The sequence below is a fragment of the Marivita lacus genome (assembly GCF_014637725.1).
Lineage (GTDB): Bacteria > Pseudomonadota > Alphaproteobacteria > Rhodobacterales > Rhodobacteraceae > Marivita > Marivita lacus.
On the sequence record NZ_BMFC01000003.1, the window covers coordinates 386318 to 404815 of the forward strand.

The 18498-nt window shown below is 64.9% G+C and carries 17 protein-coding genes and 1 tRNA gene; 8 read left to right on the forward strand and 10 right to left on the reverse strand.

Translation table 11 applies throughout. The features are described 5' to 3' along the window. The first annotated feature begins 24 nt into the window (after positions 1-24). Complete coding sequence (locus IEV82_RS09505) at positions 25-1767, forward strand: sensor histidine kinase (RefSeq protein ID WP_229747738.1); 1743 nt, start codon at positions 25-27, stop codon at positions 1765-1767. Positions 1768-1771: 4 nt separating this feature from the next. Then, the gene (locus IEV82_RS09510) at positions 1772-3106 is read left to right on the forward strand and encodes a sigma-54-dependent transcriptional regulator (RefSeq protein WP_188481772.1); all 1335 of its coding nucleotides are present in this window, start codon (positions 1772-1774) and stop codon (positions 3104-3106) included. Positions 3107-3142: 36 nt separating this feature from the next. Here the strand turns inward: IEV82_RS09510 and ocd are convergent, their stop codons facing one another. Both ocd and rocF read right to left on the reverse strand, forming a co-directional pair. Continuing rightward, positions 3143-4186 (reverse strand): ornithine cyclodeaminase, encoded by a 1044-nt coding sequence (ocd, locus tag IEV82_RS09515; protein ID WP_188481773.1) that lies wholly within the window; start codon positions 4184-4186, stop codon positions 3143-3145. A 12-nt stretch (positions 4187-4198) separates the two neighbouring features. Next, a complete protein-coding gene (gene rocF / locus IEV82_RS09520; protein ID WP_188481774.1) occupies positions 4199-5122 on the reverse strand; it encodes an arginase in 924 nt (307 codons plus the stop codon). Between the two features lie 117 nt (positions 5123-5239). Here rocF and IEV82_RS09525 point away from each other — a divergent pair, with 117 nt between their 5' ends. After that, complete coding sequence (locus tag IEV82_RS09525; protein ID WP_188481775.1) at positions 5240-5668, forward strand: Lrp/AsnC family transcriptional regulator; 429 nt, start codon at positions 5240-5242, stop codon at positions 5666-5668. Here the strand turns inward: IEV82_RS09525 and IEV82_RS09530 are convergent. Together IEV82_RS09530 and IEV82_RS09535 are read right to left on the reverse strand one after the other, a co-directional pair. Continuing rightward, positions 5665-6132: a disulfide bond formation protein B gene (locus IEV82_RS09530; RefSeq protein ID WP_188481776.1), complete on the reverse strand. Its 468-nt coding sequence runs from the start codon at positions 6130-6132 to the stop codon at positions 5665-5667. The genes IEV82_RS09525 and IEV82_RS09530 overlap by 4 nt on opposite strands. A 1-nt stretch (position 6133) precedes the next feature. Further along, the gene (locus tag IEV82_RS09535; protein ID WP_188481777.1) at positions 6134-6748 is read right to left on the reverse strand and encodes an exopolysaccharide biosynthesis protein; all 615 of its coding nucleotides are present in this window, start codon (positions 6746-6748) and stop codon (positions 6134-6136) included. Between the two features lie 198 nt (positions 6749-6946). On the opposite strand from IEV82_RS09535, the gene IEV82_RS09540 reads away from it, so the two are divergent. Then, a tRNA-Leu gene (locus IEV82_RS09540) sits at positions 6947-7032 on the forward strand. 52 nt (positions 7033-7084) lie between these two features. Here IEV82_RS09540 and IEV82_RS09545 read toward each other — a convergent pair. The 4 genes from IEV82_RS09545 to IEV82_RS09560 form a co-directional block, all read right to left on the reverse strand. Further along, positions 7085-7405: a c-type cytochrome gene (locus IEV82_RS09545; protein ID WP_188481778.1), complete on the reverse strand. Its 321-nt coding sequence runs from the start codon at positions 7403-7405 to the stop codon at positions 7085-7087. Between the two features lie 85 nt (positions 7406-7490). Beyond that, a complete protein-coding gene (locus IEV82_RS09550; protein WP_188481779.1) occupies positions 7491-8711 on the reverse strand; it encodes a vWA domain-containing protein in 1221 nt (406 codons plus the stop codon). 2 nt (positions 8712-8713) lie between these two features. Then, complete coding sequence (locus IEV82_RS09555) at positions 8714-9820, reverse strand: AAA family ATPase (RefSeq protein ID WP_188481780.1); 1107 nt, start codon at positions 9818-9820, stop codon at positions 8714-8716. Beyond that, complete coding sequence (locus IEV82_RS09560) at positions 9817-10515, reverse strand: hypothetical protein (RefSeq protein WP_188481781.1); 699 nt, start codon at positions 10513-10515, stop codon at positions 9817-9819. Before IEV82_RS09560 ends, IEV82_RS09555 begins: the two co-directional genes overlap by 4 nt. A gap of 105 nt (positions 10516-10620) precedes the next feature. Here IEV82_RS09560 and IEV82_RS09565 point away from each other — a divergent pair, with 105 nt between their 5' ends. The 4 genes from IEV82_RS09565 to IEV82_RS09580 are packed head-to-tail and all read left to right on the forward strand — an operon-like array spanning position 10621 to position 15247. Next, complete coding sequence (locus tag IEV82_RS09565) at positions 10621-11277, forward strand: ABC transporter ATP-binding protein (protein WP_188481782.1); 657 nt, start codon at positions 10621-10623, stop codon at positions 11275-11277. Beyond that, positions 11274-13670 carry an FtsX-like permease family protein gene (locus tag IEV82_RS09570; RefSeq protein WP_373285199.1) on the forward strand — a complete coding sequence of 799 codons (2397 nt, stop codon included), beginning with the start codon at positions 11274-11276 and terminating at the stop codon, positions 13668-13670. The genes IEV82_RS09565 and IEV82_RS09570 overlap by 4 nt, the downstream gene beginning before the upstream one ends. Then, entirely contained in the window at positions 13660-14700 is a 1041-nt protein-coding gene (locus IEV82_RS09575) for a lipocalin-like domain-containing protein (protein ID WP_188481783.1), read from the forward strand. Before IEV82_RS09570 ends, IEV82_RS09575 begins: the two co-directional genes overlap by 11 nt. Next, positions 14693-15247 carry a pyridoxamine 5'-phosphate oxidase family protein gene (locus IEV82_RS09580; protein ID WP_188481784.1) on the forward strand — a complete coding sequence of 185 codons (555 nt, stop codon included), beginning with the start codon at positions 14693-14695 and terminating at the stop codon, positions 15245-15247. Before IEV82_RS09575 ends, IEV82_RS09580 begins: the two co-directional genes overlap by 8 nt. Before the next feature lie 207 nt (positions 15248-15454). Here the strand turns inward: IEV82_RS09580 and IEV82_RS09585 are convergent, their stop codons facing one another. Together IEV82_RS09585 and IEV82_RS09590 are read right to left on the reverse strand one after the other, a co-directional pair. After that, on the reverse strand, positions 15455-16060 hold the full coding sequence (locus IEV82_RS09585; RefSeq protein WP_188481785.1) for a nucleotidyltransferase family protein: 606 nt from the start codon (positions 16058-16060) through the stop codon (positions 15455-15457). A gap of 9 nt (positions 16061-16069) precedes the next feature. Then, positions 16070-18490, reverse strand: coding sequence for a GcvT family protein (locus IEV82_RS09590; protein WP_188481786.1), 2421 nt, complete (start codon positions 18488-18490; stop codon positions 16070-16072). Positions 18491-18498 lie beyond the last annotated feature (8 nt).

Sequence of the window (18498 nt, forward strand, 5' to 3'; positions counted from 1 at the left end):
GCAATGGCCAGCGGCACGTCATTGATGCGAGATATCACCCGGACAGGTTCGCTGTCATGGCGGGTGCGCGTTGCCTTGGCCCTGCTGACCGCAATCGCCATCGCGACGGTCTTCGTCACCAACCAACTTCTCACCGACCGGTTCACCGAATCGACCCGCAACCGCGCGGAGTTGCGGTTGGCGCTTTATTCGGGGAACCTCGTATCCGAATTGCGCCGCAACGCCATCGTGCCGCAGCTTCTGGCGCGCGACCCGGCGCTGATCGGCGCGCTGAACTCGGGGGATTTCTCGCAAAGCTCGCAGCGGTTGATTTCCTTCGTCGATGAGATCGGCGCGGCCTCGCTGATGCTGCTGGATCGCGACGGGCGCACTGTTGCGGCCACCAGCCGCGAACGGCTGGGCGAACAGCACCGCAATGCCGCCTATTTCGTCGAAGCGCTGCGTTCGAATGCCACCGTATTTACCGCGCAGCGGCAGGAAGTGGGCAACTACAATTTCAGCTATTCGCGCCGCATGGAAAGCCAGGGCAGCGCCATCGGTGTCATCGTGGTCGAGGTCGATCTGGCCAAGTTCGAACGCTCCTGGGCGGGCATTTCCGACGCCGTTCTCGTGACCAACAGCGAGGGTGAGATCATCCTTGCGACAGAGCCACGATGGCGCGGACGCAGCGTGTCCGAAGCATTGGCGCGCCAGCCGGCCGACGGGGCGATCGAACGCGCCATCCGGGCGACGGCGGATTGGACGGCCGTGCCGCCCGATGCCTATATCCAGGGCGAGGCGGTGATGCGCATCGACGGGCGCATTCCATTCCGGGGCTGGAGCATGACCACCTTCACCACCTATGCCAGCGTCCGCGAACGGGTGAACGCGGTGCTGGCGCTCGAAATCATGGCATTTGCGATTCTTCTGGCTATGACATTCTACACGTTGAGTCGTCGGACAGCATTCCGCATGGCCCTCTTCCAGCGCGAGTCGGCAGAGCTTCGCGCATTGAACCAGCGCCTCCAGCGGGAAATCGCCGAACGCGAGCGGGTGCAGGAAACCCTTGCCGTGGCCGAACAGACGCTTGCACAAAGCTCCAAACTCGCCGCCTTGGGCGAGATGTCGGCAGCGGTCAGCCACGAATTGAACCAGCCGCTGGCGGCGATGAAGACCTACCTCGCGGGGGCCAAACTCTTGATGCGGCGCAACCGGTCCGAAGAGGCGTTGGCGGCGTTCTCGCGGATTGACGACCTGATCGAACGGATGGGCGGCATCACCCGGCAGCTCAAGAGCTATGCGCGCAAGGGCCAACAGGCGTTTTCCCCCGTAAACATGGGGGATGCGCTGGTCTCGAGCCTGTCGATGATGGAGCCGCAGCTGAAATCCCGCAAGGTCAAGATCACCAAGATCCTTCCCGAGGAACGGGTGCTCGTGATGGGCGACCGGATGCGGATCGAACAGGTGATGGTCAACCTGCTGCGCAATGCGCTGGACGCGACAAAGACCGTGTCGGACCCGCAGCTCGAGATCATCCTCGCCAGCGGCGAGACCGCGACGCTGACCATCCGTGACAACGGGCACGGCATCGAAGACCTCGATGCTCTGTTCGAGCCGTTCTATACCACCAAGCAGCCCGGCGACGGCGTGGGGCTGGGGCTTGCCATTTCCTCGGGGATCGTCAACGACCTCGGGGGACGGCTGCTCGCGCGCAATGCCGAAGGCGGCGGCGCGGTGTTCGAGATGCAGCTACCTATATTGAACGATCAAACGCAGGCGGCGGAGTGACCCCATGGGAAAAGCCATGAAGATAGCCATTGTCGATGACGAAAAGGACATGCGCCAATCGATCAGCCAGTGGCTGGCGCTGTCGGGCTATGACACCGAAACCTTTGCCAGTGCCGAAGAGGCGCTTGGCACAGTCGGCGCGGATTATCCGGGGATCGTGATTTCCGACATCAAGATGCCCGGCATGGATGGCATCCAGCTGTTGCGCAAGCTGATGGGATCGGATTCGGCACTTCCGGTGATCATGATCACCGGCCATGGCGATGTGCCGATGGCGGTTGAGGCGATGCGCATCGGCGCGTTCGATTTCCTCGAAAAGCCGTTCAACCCGGACCGCATGTCGGATCTGGCCAAGAAGGCCACCAATGCGCGCCGCCTGACGCTCGACAACCGGGCGCTGCGGCGTGAGTTGGGCGACGGCAGCCAGATGATGCGCAAGCTGATCGGCACCAGTTCCGCGATGGAGCGGCTGCGCGAGGATATTCTCGATCTGGGGCAGGCCGACGGGCATGTGCTGATCGACGGTGAAACCGGCACCGGCAAGACGTTGGTGGCGCATGCGCTGCACGCCGTGGGCAGCCGGGCGGGCAAGAAATTCGTTCTGATCTCTTGTGCCGCGATGGACGAGGATACGCTGATCCGGCGGCTCTTCGGCCCGATGATGCCCGAGGACACCCGCCTGCCGGCCGTCGAAGAGGCACGCGGCGGCACGCTGGTTCTGGAAGACATCGAGGCGCTGTCGGATGCCGCTCAGGCGCGTCTGCTCACCATGATCAACGATCAGGGCACGCCGCCCGAAACCCGCATCGTGGCGATCTGCAACCTGCAGGACGAAGGGCGCACCTGCGAAGATGCGCTGCGACCGGACCTCTATTACCGTCTGGCTGCGCTCAAGATCACCGCACCGCCGCTGCGCAACCGCGGCGAGGACATCCTGACGCTGTTCACGGTGCTGGCCGAACAGTTCGCCGACGAATACGGCTGCGAAGCCCCGCAGGTCAGCGCACAGGAGGCGGCGCAGCTTTTGCAGGCCCCGTGGCCGGGCAATGTCCGCCAGCTCATCAACCTTGCCGAACGCGCGGTGCTGCAATCGCGGCGCGGCACGGGCACCATCGCGTCGCTGCTGATGTCCGACCATGACGAGATGCAGCCGGTGATGACCACCGAGGGCAAGCCGCTCAAGGAATATGTCGAGGCGTTCGAGCGCATGCTGATCGACAACACGATGCGGCGGCACCGCGGGTCGATCTCGTCCGTCATGGACGAACTCTGCCTGCCGCGCCGCACGCTGAACGAGAAGATGGCCAAGTACGGCCTGCAACGCTCCGAATATCTGTAAGGCACTGGGGGAGGCTTTTCGAAAAGCCTTCCGCCCTTACCCCGCCGCGCGCATCAGCATCCCGTAAAGATCGCGCGGGTTGTCCGGGTCGGCCAGCAGGTCAAGCGGCAGGTTGAGCCCGGTCTCGCGCGTCAGATCATGCACCACCCGAAGTGCCGAGAAATCCTCGATCGCAAAGCCGACACTGTCGAACAGCGTGATTTCGCGCGCATCACGACGGCCCGGCACGGCCCCGGTGATCACCTGCCACAACTCGGTCACCGGATGGTCGGGATCAAGCTGCTGGATCTCGCCTTCGATCCGGGTCTGTTCGGGGTATTCCACGAAAATTGACGACCGGTGCAGGATCGCCGCCGCCAGTTCGGTCTTGCCCGGGCAATCGCCGCCGATGGCGTTGATGTGCACGCCGCTGCCGACCATGTTGTCGGTCAGGATCGTCGCGTATTGCTTGTCCGCCGTGCAGGTCGTCAGGATCTGCGCGCCTTCGATCGCCGACTCGGCGCTGTCGCAGGCCACAACGGTCAGGCCGGTACCCGCGAGGTTCGCCGCGCATTTGGCGGTTGCCGCCGGGTCCTTGTCGTAGAGCCGGACCGTCGTGATGCCGCAGATCGCCTGCATGGCGATGCTCTGGAACTCGGCCTGCGCACCATTGCCGATCATCGCCATCGTGGTGGCGCCCTCGGGGGCAAGGTACCTGGCGGCAACAGCCGACATCGCGGCGGTGCGCAGCGCGGTCAGCAGTGTCATTTCGGACAAGAGCACCGGGTAGCCCGTGTGCATGTCGGCCAGCAGGCCGAACGCCGTTACGGTCTGCAACCCTTCGGAGGTGTTCTTGGGGTGCCCGTTGACATATTTGAACGCGTAGAGCGTGTCGTCTGCCGTGGGCATCAGTTCGATCACGCCCACCGGGCTATGTGCGGCCACGCGGGGCGTCTTGTCGAAACTTTCCCAGCGGCCGAAATCTTCTTCGATGGCGTCCGCGATGCGGCGGATCATTTCTGGCAGGCCAACGTGATGCACAAGCTGCATCATGTGATCCACCGAAACGAAGGGGACAAGGGCCTTGTCTGACGGTTGCATGCTCTGTGTTCCTTACATCAGTCGCGGGGTGGGGCGGTCAAAGATGCGTCGACCCAGTGCCGAGGCAGCCAGATCGACCATCAGGTGCGCAGTGCGTCCGCGCTCGTCGAGCATGGGGTTCAGTTCGACCAGATCGAGCGAGGTCATCAATCCGCTGTCGCAGAGCAGTTCCATCACCAGATGCGCCTCGCGCACCGTGGCCCCGCCGGGCACCGTGGTGCCGACCGCAGGCGCGTGGGTGGGATCAAGGAAATCCACGTCCAGCGACACATGCAGCGCGCCGCCCGCCTTGGCCACGTCTTCGAGGAACGGCATCAGCAGCGCGGCCACACCGGATTCGTCGATGGCCCGCATGTCATAGCCGCGCACATCCGTCTGCTCCATCAAAGCGCGTTCCGGCAGGTCGACCGACCGCAGCCCGATGATGCAGGTCTGGCCCGGTGGTACGATGGCGGGAAGGTCGGGAAAGCCGTCAAAGCCGGATTGCCCGGTGGCATAGGCCAGAGGCGTGCCGTGCAGGTTTCCGGATGTCGTGGTCTCCAACGTGTTGAAATCGCTGTGGGCATCCAGCCACAGAACGAATTGCGGGCGGCCCTCCTGCGCGGCATGGGCGGCCACTCCGGGCACGGTGCCCAGCGACAGCGCATGATCGCCGCCAAGGAAGATCGGCAGGCCTTGCTGCATCGCCTCTTGCGCCGTGCGCATCAGCGCGGTGGTCCAGCCGATGGTTTCCGACAGGTTCACGAGCCCCTCGCGTTCGGGGATATCGTTGCTGTCGGGCGACAGGTTGCCCAGATCGCTCACCTCATGTCCGAGATCGGTCAACGCGCGGGAAATCCCGGCGATGCGGTAGGCGTCGGGCCCCATCAGGCAGCCCTTGCGCGCCTTGCCGCAATCCAGCGGTGCCCCAACGAGTACGATGTGTCTTGACGGCATCAATCCTGTCCTCCGTGTTCCTGCCCCGGATATAGGGTGCAGACTGGGCGCTGGGGAACTGGTCAAAGTGATCGATCCGGACTACGAATGAACAAAGTGGCAGATCACGGGATCAAAATGGACAATACGGACAAGCGGCTTGTGTCGATGCTGCGTCACAACGGGCGCGCATCTGTGTCGGATCTGGCCACCACGCTCAACCTGTCGCGCGCCACGGTGCGGGCGCGGCTGGACCGGTTGCAGGCGTCGGGCGACGTGGTGGGGTTCACCATCGTCCTCAGGGAGGACGTGGCACATGACCCGGTGCGGGCGCTGATGATGATCGGCATCGAAGGGCGCGGCACCGACCGGGTGATCCGGCACCTCAACAGCCTGCCGCAGGTCCGCGCGCTGCATTCGACCAACGGGCGCTGGGACGTGATCGCCGAACTGGGGACCGAAACGCTCGAGGCGCTGGATGACGTGCTGTCGCTGATCCGCAAGCTGGACGGGGTGACGCAGTCGGAAACATCCTTGCTGCTGTCCACCCGCAAGAGCGGCGGCTAAGCTGGACGCCGAGCCGCCGCGATCCAGAGGCCCATCAGGACCAGCGACAGGATCATGTTCCAACTGGCCATCGACAGGCTGAACATCTCCCACGGAACCTCGTCGCAGCGCACGAGCGGCGCTGCCATGATCTGGTCGAACAAGTCGTCCGTGGACATCCCGCCGATGGGGCCCGAGGAACAGGTGGTCGGACCTTCCCACCAGTCGCGCTCGACCCCGGTATGATAGGCGCCGATGGCGGCCGTTGTCAGCGCCGCCAGCGCCCCCAGCCATGCCAGCGCGGCAGTGCTGAACCGCAGCGCGATCAACCCGAGGGCAATCGCCACCACATGCGGATAGCGTTGCCAGATGCACATCGCGCAGGGGGGCAGCCCGCCGATATACTGGAACCCGAACGCCCCCAGCATCAGCGCCAGAGAGCCGGACGCGGCAAGAAGCATCAACGATCTGCGTGTCACCGTCATGTCAGACTCCGATCCATGTCTTGATGAGGCTTGCCAGCGTTGCCCCGGCGATCAAAAGCGTGGCGATCCAGGCCGTGCCCAGGATCATGCCAAGGATCACGAGGATCCCGTCGCGTTGCAAGAGGCCCATCGCAATCGCCACGACTCCGATTCCGGGCACTGTGTTCGTCCCCGGAAGAGGCACCAGAATCGACGCGCTGAAGAGCACAAGCGCTGCGCCCACCACCTGATCCACGGGCGCGCGGGTCAGCAGCCCAAGGCGCGGGCGGCTGATGGTTTCGATCCGCCGCAGCCACGGCCCCGCGCGCTGCGCAAGGCTGTGCAGGTCTGTCGAGGACACGGTGCGCGCGGCCAGTCGTTTGGGCAGCCACGGAATGCGGCGGCCGAGAAGGATCTGGACCGAGATCAACATCAGTGGCAGTGCCACAACCTGCGGAATGCCGTAGAGGAACGGGATGCAGCAGGGCAGGGCGAGAACCAGCAGGAATAGCCCGAACGCGCGTTCGTTCAACTGCTCGAGCACCCAGCCAAGCGTGACTGTTCCGGTGCCTGCCTCTGCGGCCAGGGCATCGAGTCGTTCCGAGATCGCCATGTCCTCGGCTGGTACAGCTGTCATTCGGAATTCTCTTCGAAAATGTATCGCCGTGGATGTGTCCTGGAGGGGAGGTAGCAAATTGCCCGGCCCTGCACCAGCGGCTCGAGACAGGTGTCTGTCACACCTGTGTGCCGATGCGTAATCGGGTGCGCTGTTGCTGCGAATTTCGCACGAAAGGGACTGGACCTTTCAACGTAAACTCGCTAATTCCGCGCCTGTGCCCAAGTGGCGGAATGGTAGACGCAGGGGATTCAAAATCCCCCGGCTTAACGGCCTTGTCGGTTCGAGTCCGACCTTGGGTACCAGCTTTTCATCTGAAAAATCCATTCCGACCTGCCAGTGCCGGTGTACCGGGACTCACTCCTCGAGCGACGCGATATAGGCGACCATATCGTCGATATTCCCGCCGATCATGTACTCGGTGTAGCGGGGCATGGCGGCATGGATCGGGGTGACGATGCGCTCGCGAATCTGCTCGGGCGACCGGTAGATGGCGATGGCGGCAAAGCTGGGCGGTTCCTGCTTGAACGCGCCGCCGGGATCGACATCGTGGCAGGACACGCAATATTCCTCGGCGATCTGCCGGCCCATGGTGATGTTGCCCTCCTGTGCCAGCGCAGTTCCAGACAGACCCGCAAGGGCGAGGACACCCCCAAGGCAAAGACAGCGATTGCGCATGATCCCCTCCGGCGGTTTCCGTGGCTCTGGGGGCATGCTACGCGCTTGTTCCCCGTCCGGCAAAGGATTTGGCGACTGCCCCGCCTCATCGCGCCATGACAAGGACCGTGCCAAAGGCAGGTGGACGGGGCACCGGCGCTGGCACGGCCCAGATCACCGCATGGCGCGGTGCGGCAGGCAGAGGCGCGTCCAGATCGGTCAGCACGATCAGCAGCGACGGATCAAGCCGCTGGCAGGCATCGAACACGGGCGTGAAATCCGTCCCACCTCCGCGCCGCAACGCCAGCCGGTTCAACGCATCGGCGCTCTCCAGCCGGGTCTGGCTGTGCAGCGCGGTGTCAAAGCCAAGCAGATGCAGTTCCGCCGCGCTGCGCCGCTGAATGCCGAGGATTTCCGCCGCGAAGAGATCAAGCTGCGTGTCGGTCACCGAACTGGATGTGTCCACCGCGATCACGATGCGGGGTCGGGTCAAATCGCGGGCCAGACCGGGCTGGAACGCGGGCACAGGCGCGCCACCAGCTCGCGCCTGCGCCTCTTGCGCCACCCAGCGCATGGCGGGGCGCTTGTAGGACAGGCGCGGCACCTCGCTCACTGCCTTGAGCAACAAGCGCCGCAGATGCCGTTCCCAAGGCACGGTCGAGCAGGGCAGATCGCCGAAGCGGAGCAGCGCCGGACCGATCCCCACACCGGCAGAGCGGCCCAGCTCAAGCGCCTGATCGACGCGGCTGGCCCAGACATCGCTTTGGGTCTCGAACGCGCCCTTGCTGGTCAGGTCGGGCGCGAACCGCCGTTTGCGCATGTACTCATCGATGGCCGGAGTACCCTGCGACGGATCCCCCTCAAGCGGCGCTGCGAGGGCGTGATACAGCCGGTCGGTATCCCAATCGGCAAGGATGTTCGGGGCTACAGTGTCCAGACCGGGCAGCAGGTCGATCAGCTCTTTCGCGCGCACCGCAGGACGGGGCAGCGCGTGGCCACCCGCCAGCAGCGCCTCGTTGACGATGGCATCGGCGGCCAGCGTGTAGAGCGTCGGCTTGAACCCGCGCCCCAGCCGCGTCGCCATCTCGGCTTGCCGCGCGGAGTGGCGCAGGGCCACGTGCAGCACATGATGCGCGGCAAGACCGATCTGTTCGGGCAGGGAAAGTTGCGTGAAGGACGGCCCGTAAAGGATTGTGTCGCCGTTGGTTTCTGTGTCGTTCTCGTGGTCGCGGTGGCTGCACCACAGCGCCAGTGCGGCAATCGCCGGGTCCGCATCACCCATCTGCGCCAGCGCCGCGCGGGCGCGGTGGCTGTGCTGGTCGGACATGGCTAAAGCGCCCCGGCCTTGGCCCGGTCCTGTGCATATTCGACATAGGCGGCAGAGGTGCGAAACGCCTCTTGCAGGTCTTGCGCCAGCGCCTTGCGGATCAACAACTCAAACCCGAAGCTGGTCAATTCACCCAAGGGCAGCGATTGCAGCCGGTCGGATTTCAGCGTCCGCATATCCGCCATCACCTCGATCACGCCCCCGATCGTGTCGGCATCGGTCTGCGCCACCAGCCCGTAGATCAGACCCACCAGTCCGTTCAGGGTCTCGGGATAGAGGTTCCCCCGCTGCCCGCGCGGTGTGGCGATCATGTCCTGCACCGTGACCATCGCATCCAGCTCATCCGCCACGCGGGCGAACTCGGCAGCAGGAGCCACGCCGATCGTGCCCGCCACCATCGTGTCGCGGATGCGCCGGTCCGGCACCGCGCGCATGATCTGGCTCACCCGTTCCCAGGACCGGGGTGTGCAGGCGATCATCTCGCCGCGGCGCAGGCTGTCTTCGGTGCTGTCCAGCAGATCGGGGCGGGACCGGAGGAACGCCGTCACCGCCGGGTGCAGCGACTGGTCCACCGCGTAGCGTTCCAGCCAGTCCTTGGCGTTGGCGGTCACGTGCAGATGCACCAGCCGGTCCGACAGGGCCGTGCCCATCTCGTAGGCCACCGCGCCATCTTCGACCGTGTTGCCAGCGGCCACGATGAAGACGCTGTCGGGCAGGGTGTGACGCCCGACGCGGCGTTCCTGCAACAGGCCGTAGACGGTGGGTTGCAGATAGGGTGACGCTGCGGTGAGTTCGTCAAGGAACAGCACGGCGGGCGTTCCCGGTTGGTCCGGCAGATCCTCGGGCGGATACCAGAGCGTTTTGCGGGTCTCGTGGTCGTAATACGGCAGCCCGCGCAGATCCTGCGGTTCGATCGTGGTCAGGCGGATGTCGTAGAGTTCTGCGCCGATTTGGGTCGCAAGCGTCTGGACAAGCTGGGTTTTCCCAACACCCGGCCGCCCGTGCAGCATCCAGCTTGTCATCAGCGCGCCGGTGCTCTGCGCCGCCCAGGCGGTGCGCAGAACGTCCAGCGCATCACCCGCGGAGACCGTCTGCGCATTCACGCTCATGCCGTGGCCTCTTGCGGTGCGGGCGCGTCCAGCAATGCCGCCAGCCGTGCATGGCCCGACACGCCGCGCGCGTCGAAGGTGACGGAACGCAGGTATATGTCCTCGCGCAGATTGGCGGCATGCAGGTCACGCTCGCTGAACTCTGCATCGAACAGCCCGTCCGCGATCAATCCGCGCTCCGTATCATCGAGGGGCAAAATGCGCGGCTTGCCTTCGCGGGTCTGCACCGACACCAGAGTCAGCGGCGTGATATGCGCCAGTTCGGATTGTTCGACCACCAGCATGATCTCACCGCTCGTTTGCCCCCGATGCGCGGCAAGCCGGGTCAGCACCCGTCGCGCCCGGTAGCTCAGCGTGTCCAGAATACGCGCCGCGTCATCCTCGGTCATCAGCGCCTTGCGCTTGTCGGGCGAGAGGCGCAGCACCTTCATCTCGAAGAACCCGATCACGATGATCATCGCGACGGGGGCCTGCGAGATCGGCAAGGCCAGATCGCGCCAGATGAACATGGCCGCCACGAAGGGCGACAGCGCGATGAAGCAGCGTAAAGGCTCGTTCTCGAAAATCACCCGCGCGACCATCGCCGCCCCGCCGCCCTTGGGCAGGAACGCGATGCGGTGCAGCACCTTGCGGGGAACCGAACCGGTTTCCAGCGCCTTGGGGTTCCAGACCGTTTCCGGGGACAGGATGAACATGCTCATGCCGTCGGAGGTAGCACCGCGCGCCCACGCGGCAAAGTGCGATGGCGCTTTTTGCAAAGGCGGCCTTTTCCTTTCCGTCGGGCGTGATAGCTGAGAGGCATGGTATTGACCGTTCAAAACGTGATGAAATCCTTTCCCGGCGCAGATGGCGACGTGCCTGTCCTGCGCGGCGTGTCCCTGTCGCTGGAGCGCGGTGAAACGCTCGCGCTGACAGGGGAATCGGGATCGGGCAAAAGCACGCTGCTGCACCTGATCGGCGGGTTGGACAAGGTCGATGACGGATCGATCACCGTCGCCGGGCGCGAGATCACCAGCATGAACGACCGCGACCGTTCGGCGTTGCGGCGCACCGAGGTCGGGGTGATCTTTCAGCAGTTCAACCTGATCCCGTCGCTGACGGTCGAGGCGAATATCGCCTTTCAGGCCCGACTGGGTGGGGCGTTCGACGCCGATCACGCGGCCCGCCTGTCCAGGGCGCTCGGGCTGGGCGACCACCTGTCCAAGTATCCCGAAGCCCTGTCCGGCGGGCAGCAGCAACGCGTTGCCATCGCGCGCACCCTGACGGCGCGGCCGAAGCTTGTGCTGGCGGATGAACCGACCGGCAATCTGGACGAGGCCACCGCGTCCGAGGTGCTGGGCCAGATGCTGCGCCTTGTGCGCGAAACCGGGGCCGCGCTCTTGATGGTCACGCATTCGCAAAGTGTTGCGCGCCGGATGGGGCGGCATGTGCATCTGAGCCAGGGGCACGTGGTGTGACCCTCACGGCGCTGACAGCCCTCGTGTCGCATTGGCGCAGCAACCGGCTGCAGTTTTTTGCAATGATTGCAGGGCTTGCACTGGCCACGGCCCTTTGGTCCGGGGTTCAGGCGATCAATGCCGAGGCGCGGGCCAGCTATGACGCGGCGGCGGCCACCTTGGGCGAAGGCCAGTTCGACCAGCTTCTGCCCCGCAGCGGCGACTGGATCGACCAGTCCACCTATGTCGCGCTGCGCCGCGCCGGGTGGCAGGTGTCGCCGGTGCTCGAAGGGCGGTTGCGGACCGAGGATGACCGCGTGCGGATCGTCGGGCTTGATCCGCTGACGGCCCCCGGTGCAATTGCCCCTGTCGGGATGCAGGAGGGCGCCAATCTGGGTGATTTCCTGACCCGTGGCGTTCTCTTCGCCGCGCCGGACGTGGCAGAGGCGCTGGAGTCTGCGGTGTCGCAACGGGTGATTCCCGATCCATCGGTCGCGCCGGGGGTTGCGCTGACCGATATCGGCGTCGCGCAAGGCTTGCTCGAGGCCGAAGGCCAGTTGAGCCGCCTGATCGTCGCACGGGTGCAGCCGATGGGCCTGCCGGACATTGCCACGGTTGCGCCAGGTCTTGTTCTTCAGCCCGCGCAGGATGCGGGCGCGAACCGGCTGACCGACAGTTTTCACCTCAACCTGACCGCCTTTGGACTGCTCAGCTTTGCCGTGGGCATCTTCATCGTGCATGGCACGATCAGTCTCGCCTTCGAGCAGCGGCGCGCCATGGTTCGGACGCTCCGTGCTTTGGGAGTGCCGCTCAACATATTGATTGCGTTGATGATTGCGGAGCTGGTGGTGTTTGCGCTGGTGGCGGGCGGCATCGGCGTGGCTCTTGGCTATGTCATCGCGGCCGTGCTCCTGCCCAACGTGGCTGCGACGCTACAGGGGCTTTACGGTGCCACTGTTGCAGGAACGCTGCAACTGCGCCCGGAATGGTGGCTGTCCGGCTTGGCCATCGCGGTGCTGGGCACCGGGCTGGCCGCGTCGGGCGCATTGTGGAAGATCGCGCGGATGCCGCTTTTGTCCAGCGCACGGCCGCGCGCCTGGGCGGTTGCTTCGGGCGACACGGCGGTGCGTCTGGGGCTGGTGGCGGGGCTGCTGTTCCTGATCGGCGCGGGCATCGCGATCTGGGGCAGCGGGCTGACCCTTGGCTTTGCGCTTCTGGCGTGCCTGTTGATCGGGGCGGCGCTGATCCTGCCGCTGATCCTGCGCGGTGCGGTGACGCTGGCCGACGGGCTGGCGCAAAGCGCGATGTGGCAATGGTTCTGGGCCGACACCCGCCAGCAGGTGCCGGGAATGAGCCTTGCGCTGATGGCGCTGCTGCTCGCGACGGCGGCCAATGTCGGCGTGTCCACGATGGTGTCGAGCTTTCGCGTGACCTTTGTCGATTTCCTCGATCAGCGGCTGGCACCGGAGTTGTTCATCCGCATTGACGACGCCGCGCAAAGCCCTGATCTTGAAGCCTATATGGTCGAATATGCAAGCGAAGTCCTGCCGCTTCTGTCGGTCGAGACCGAGATCGCGGGTGTGCCCACGGACCTCTTCGGGGTGCGGGTCGGTCCGACCTATCGCGAGAACTGGCTGTTTCTCGATGAGACCCCGAATGTCTGGGACCGGGTGGCGCGGGGCGAAGCGACCGTGGTCAGCGAGCAGCTTGCCCGCCGTGCGGATCTGTGGACGGGGGACCGCGTGACCATTGCGCCGGACCTCACCCTGCCCATCGCTGCCATTGTTGCCGATTACGGCAATCCGCTGGGACAGGCGCTGATCGCGGAGCCGCTGTTTCTCGACCTCTACCCGGACACCGTGCCGCTGGCGTTTGGCCTGCGCAGCGATGATCCGGCGGCGTTGCGGGACCGGCTGACCGAAGACTACGGCCTGCCCGAGGCGGCGATCACCGACCAGTCGCGGATCAAGGCGTTCTCGATCGAGGTGTTCGAACGCACGTTCACCGTCACCGGCGCGCTCAACGTGCTGACGCTGGCGGTTGCGGCCTTTGCCATCCTGATGAGCCTTCTGACCCTCGCGTCGATCCGGGTGCCGCAGCTTGCGCCCGCGTGGGCGCTTGGGCTGACTCGGCGCAAGCTGGGTCAGTTGGAACTGCTGCGCGCGGTGGTGCTGGCGCTGGTCACCACGGTGCTGGCCATCCCGCTGGGCCTGCTGCTGGCATGGGTGCTGTTGTCCTACGTCAACGTGGAGGCGTTCGGGTGGAAACTGCCGATGTATTTGTTCCCTGGCCATTACGCGCTGCTGACGCTGTTTGCACTGCTGGCTGCGGCATTGGCCGCGCTCTGGCCCGCGATCCGACTGGCGCGCACGCCGCCGTCTGACCTGCTCAAGGTGTTCGCCAATGATCGTTAGGGTCATCGCTCTGCTGCTCTGGCTGCCCATGCAGGCCGCTGCCCAAGGCTTTGCCGGGCTTGGCACCGATGCGGAAGGTTTTGCCGTGCCGACCCCGGACCCGGCCTTCGACTTCCCGCAGGACCACGGCCCGCATCCCGAGTATCGCATCGAATGGTGGTACCTGACCGCCAACCTCACCGGACCGGACGGCACAGCCTATGGCGTGCAATGGACGTTGTTCCGGTCGGCGCTGGCACCGGAAACCCGCGAAGGCTGGTCCGACCCGCAGGTCTGGTTCGCCCATGCCGCTGTCACAACGCCGGATCGCCATCTGGTGGCCGAACGCATCGCGCGGGGCGGGATCGGGCAGGCGGGTGTGACGGTCGATCCGTTCGACGCCTGGATCGACGATTGGCGGATGGCGGGCCCGTCCTTTGACGACCTGACGCTGACCGCGCGGGGCAATGCCTTTGCCTATGATCTGGACCTGCAGGCCACAGGGCCGCTGGTCTTTCACGGCGAGAACGGCTTTTCCGTCAAATCCGCGCAGGGGCAGGCGAGCTACTACTATTCGCAACCGTTCTACGAGGTGACAGGCAGCCTGACCCTGCCGCAGGGCGATGTGCCAGTGACGGGCGCGGCTTGGCTCGATCGCGAATGGTCCTCGCAGCCCCTGGCCGAGACGCAATCGGGCTGGGACTGGTTTTCGCTGTCTCTTGAGTCCGGGGACAAGCTGATGGGGTTCCTGTTGCGCGAAGACGATGGCGGCGCGTTCACCTCGGCCACATGGATCGCGTCCGACGGCACGACGACCGCCTATCCCGATGGGGCGTTCGCCGCGCAGCCGCTGGACTGGCACGAGGTCGCGGGCCGCGATGTGCCGACCAGATGGGCGGTGCAGTTGCCCGACAAGGGCATCGACGTGACGGTTCAAGCGCTCAACCCTGATGCATGGATGGCGCTGTCGATTCCGTATTGGGAAGGCCCGGTCACGGTCGAAGGCTCGCATGAGGGGCGCGGCTATCTGGAGATGACGGGATATGAGTGATCACGGCGACATTGCCGCCTTCCTCGATCTGGGCTGGCAGCGCCTGACACGCGGTGTGGCCGACCGGCGGGCCGCGGCGCGGCACCCGGCCTTTGCCACCGTATCGCCCGACGGCTTGCCCGAGGCCCGCACCGTCGTGCTGCGCGGGGCCAGTCGCAGCGATGGCACGGTCGAGGTGCATACCGATGGCGGGTCCGACAAGATCGCGTCTCTGAAGGCCAACCCACACGCGCAGCTCATGATCTGGGACGAGAAGCCCAAGCTGCAGATCCGCTTGTCGACACGCGTGACAATCCGTCAGGGCAACGAGGTGGCGGACCGCTGGCAAAACGTGCCCGACGGGTCGCGCATGGCCTATGGCGCGTCTCCGACCCCCGGCACAGTGATCCCCGACGCTGAGGCCTATACCAAGCTGGCCAGCCGCGACTGGTTCACCGTGCTGACCTGCCACATCGAATCGATTGAGCTGATGCAGCTGGTTGATCCGCACAGACGCGCTGTTTTCAGGGCGCGCGACGGCTGGATCGGGGAGTGGTGGGTTCCCTAGGGTCATGTAATCCACAAAGACCCGTGAGCGGTTCACAAAACTGACATTTTTGTCTTGCGCTGAAGGAATTCTTGAGTACGGTCACCGCTACCGGCGAAAGTCGAGGCAGTTTTACAGCCGATTGCGCCCGAAAGAGGCGGCGATCGAAGAGAATAGGGCGGTTGGGGAGAGCCGCCCTATTTTTTTGTCCAAAGACCTGTCCACACCCTACCTGTCCGGATTGTTCGCACGCCACAGCGTCCACGCGTCCGGCGTGTCGAGATCGGTCAGCGCGTTTTCACTCGGGAGGGCCACCCGGATCAGCCGCGTGCGGTTCGCCTGAAGAATGGCGCGTGCGCCTTCGTCGCCGGTCAGGGACTGGAACTTCGGAATCAGGTCGGCGGGAAAGATCACCGGATGGCCTGGGGTCTCGTCCGCACCCGTCGCCTGCACAAGGAACGCGCCGCTTGCATCCTCGAAGGCCTGCATGACCTTGCGCAGATCGTCTTCCGTCAGGTCCGGCATGTCGGCGGGCAGGATCATCAGCCCCTCGGTTCCGTCCGGCACAGCCTTTGCCGCGCGCCGCAATGAGGCGGACATGCCGCCCGACGCATCCGGCACCGCGATCTGCGTCACCGCCAGACCGTGCAGCGCATCGGCACGGAGATGGGACACATCCGGCAGGGTGACGATCACGTCAGCGCTGACCCCCAGCGCCCGCAGCGCCACGCCGCGCAAAAGCGGCATCCCGTCAACAGGCTCCAGAAGCTTGTCGCGGTCGCCCATGCGGCGGCTGGCCCCGGCGGCGGGAATCACGAGTGTTGTCCGGCTCATTCCGGCAGTCTAGCCGCGCATCTGCGCCCCGTCAGCGTCGTAAAGCGGGGTGGTGATGAGTGTCGCATCGCACATCTCGCCCAGAATTTCGATCTGGGCTTTCTGGCCTTCGGTCGCAAGGCCGCGGGGGATCAGGCCAAGCGCGATGGATTTGCCGGCATGGTGCGAATAGCCGCCCGAGGTGCAGAAACCGCGCACGTCGCCGTCGATCCAGATCGGCTCATAGGCATTCACATCGGCATCGGTCACCGCGACCTCGAAGGCGCAAAGCACCCGGTCGGGTGGGGTGGCGCGTTCCGCCTCGGCAGCGGCACGACCGATGAAATCGACGTTCTTGGACCATGCGATAAAGCGGTCCATCCCGGTTTCCCCCGGCGTGTAGTCTGGCGAGAATTCGGACAGCCACGACCCGAAGAACTTGTCGAGCCTGAGCGACATCATCGCCCGCATCCCGAAAGGCCGCATCCCGTGATCCTGCCCGGCACTCCAGAGCGTTTGCCACAGCTGCCGCTGCGCCACCGGTTCGCAGTAGATCTCGTAGCCCAGACCGCCGGTATAGCTGACCCGTTGCACAAGGCAGGGTGTCATGCCGATGGTCATGGGACGCACATCCATGAACTTGAGATCCGTTGCGTCGCGCGTCACAGCCTCCAGCACCCGGCGCGCGTTCGGTCCGGCGATCTGGAAGCCGGTCAGCGCGTCCGACACGTTGCGCAGGGTCACACCCTCGGCCGCGTTCTGCTCGAAGCAGCGCATGTGATAGGCCTGCGCGCCATAGCTTGCGGTCAGTTGGAAATGCGTGTCCGAGAGACACGAGATGGTGAAATCTCCGATCAGCTGCCCCTTGTGTGACAGCATTGGCGTCAGCGACAACCGCCCCGGTTTCGGCACGCGCCCCGCCATGACCCGGTCCAGCCAGTCGCGGGCATTTGGGCCGGTGACCTCGTACTTGCCGAAGTTCTGAACCTCATTGATTCCAACCGCTTCGCGGACGGCTTTCACCTCGCGTGCGGTGGCGTCCCAGGCGTTCGAGCGGCGGAAACTGGGTGTCTCAAAGCGCGGCTCATCGTCTTGGGCGAAGTAATTGACCACTTCCAACCCGAACTGCGCGCCCCAGACCGCGCCCATCGTATCGAATGTGTCGTACATCGCTGTCGTGCGATTTGGCCGCGCGGCGGGCAATTCCTCGTTCGGATAGCTGACGGAAAAGCGTTTCTGGTAGTTCTCGATCACCTTGGGCAGGGTGTAGCCGGGGCTGATCCAGTCGCCGAACCGCGCCACGTCCATCGCCGAGACGTCGCGTTCGCATTCGCCCTCGATCATCCACTGCGCCAGCATCAACCCCACGCCACCACCCTGGCTGAACCCGGCCATGACACCACAGGCCGACCAGNCACAGGCCGACCAGTAGTTGCGCAACCCCGGAACAGGGCCAACCAGCGGATTGCCATCGGGGGCAAAGGTGAAGGGGCCGTGAATGACCGACTTGACGCCCGCGCGCTCCAACACCGGGAATCGTTTGTAAGCGAATTCAATGCTTTCCTCGATCTTGTCAAAGTCATCCGGCAAAAGCTCATGGCCAAAATTCCACGGCGTGCCATTCACCGCCCAGGGGCGACAGGGCTGTTCGTAGAACCCGATGCAGAGCCCGCGTCCTTCTTGCCGCAGATACGACTCTCCGGCGGGGTCCATCACATGCGGATGCTCGGTCTCGCGCTCATAGATCTCGGGGGTCTCATCCGTGACGATATACTGGTGTTCCATCGGGTGCAGCGGCAGGTAGACACCCGCCATCGCGCCCACTTCGCGCGCCCAGAGACCGCCCGCATTGACCACATGTTCGGCATGGATCGTGCCCTTGTCCGTCACCACGTTCCACGTGCCGTCCGGGCGCTGCGTTGTCTCGTTGACCATCACGTGGGTCTCGATCGTGGCCCCGCCCATCCGTGCCGCCTTGGCATAGGCGTGGGTGGTGCCCGACGGATCAAGATGGCCGTCCAGCGGATCGTAAAGCGCGCCAAGGATGCCATCCAGATTGGTGATCGGCGCGATTTTCGCGATCTCCTCCGGCCCGACGATCTCGGTCTCCAGCCCCATGTAGCGATGCTTGGCCCGCTCGGCGAGCAGCATGTCGAACCGGTCGCGGTTGTCGGCAAGCGTGATGCCCCCCACATGGTGCAGCCCGCAGGACATGCCGGTGATCTGCTCCAGCTCCTTGTAAAGCCGGATCGTGTAGCCCTGAAGTGCGGCCATGTTGGTGTCGCCGTTCAGCGTGTGAAACCCGCCCGCCGCGTGCCACGTCGACCCGCTGGTGAGTTCCGAGCGTTCCACCAGCATGACGTCGGACCAACCCAGCTTGGTCAGGTGATAGAGGACCGACACGCCCACAACCCCGCCACCGATCACCACCACACGTGCCTGCGTCTTCATGCCAATTC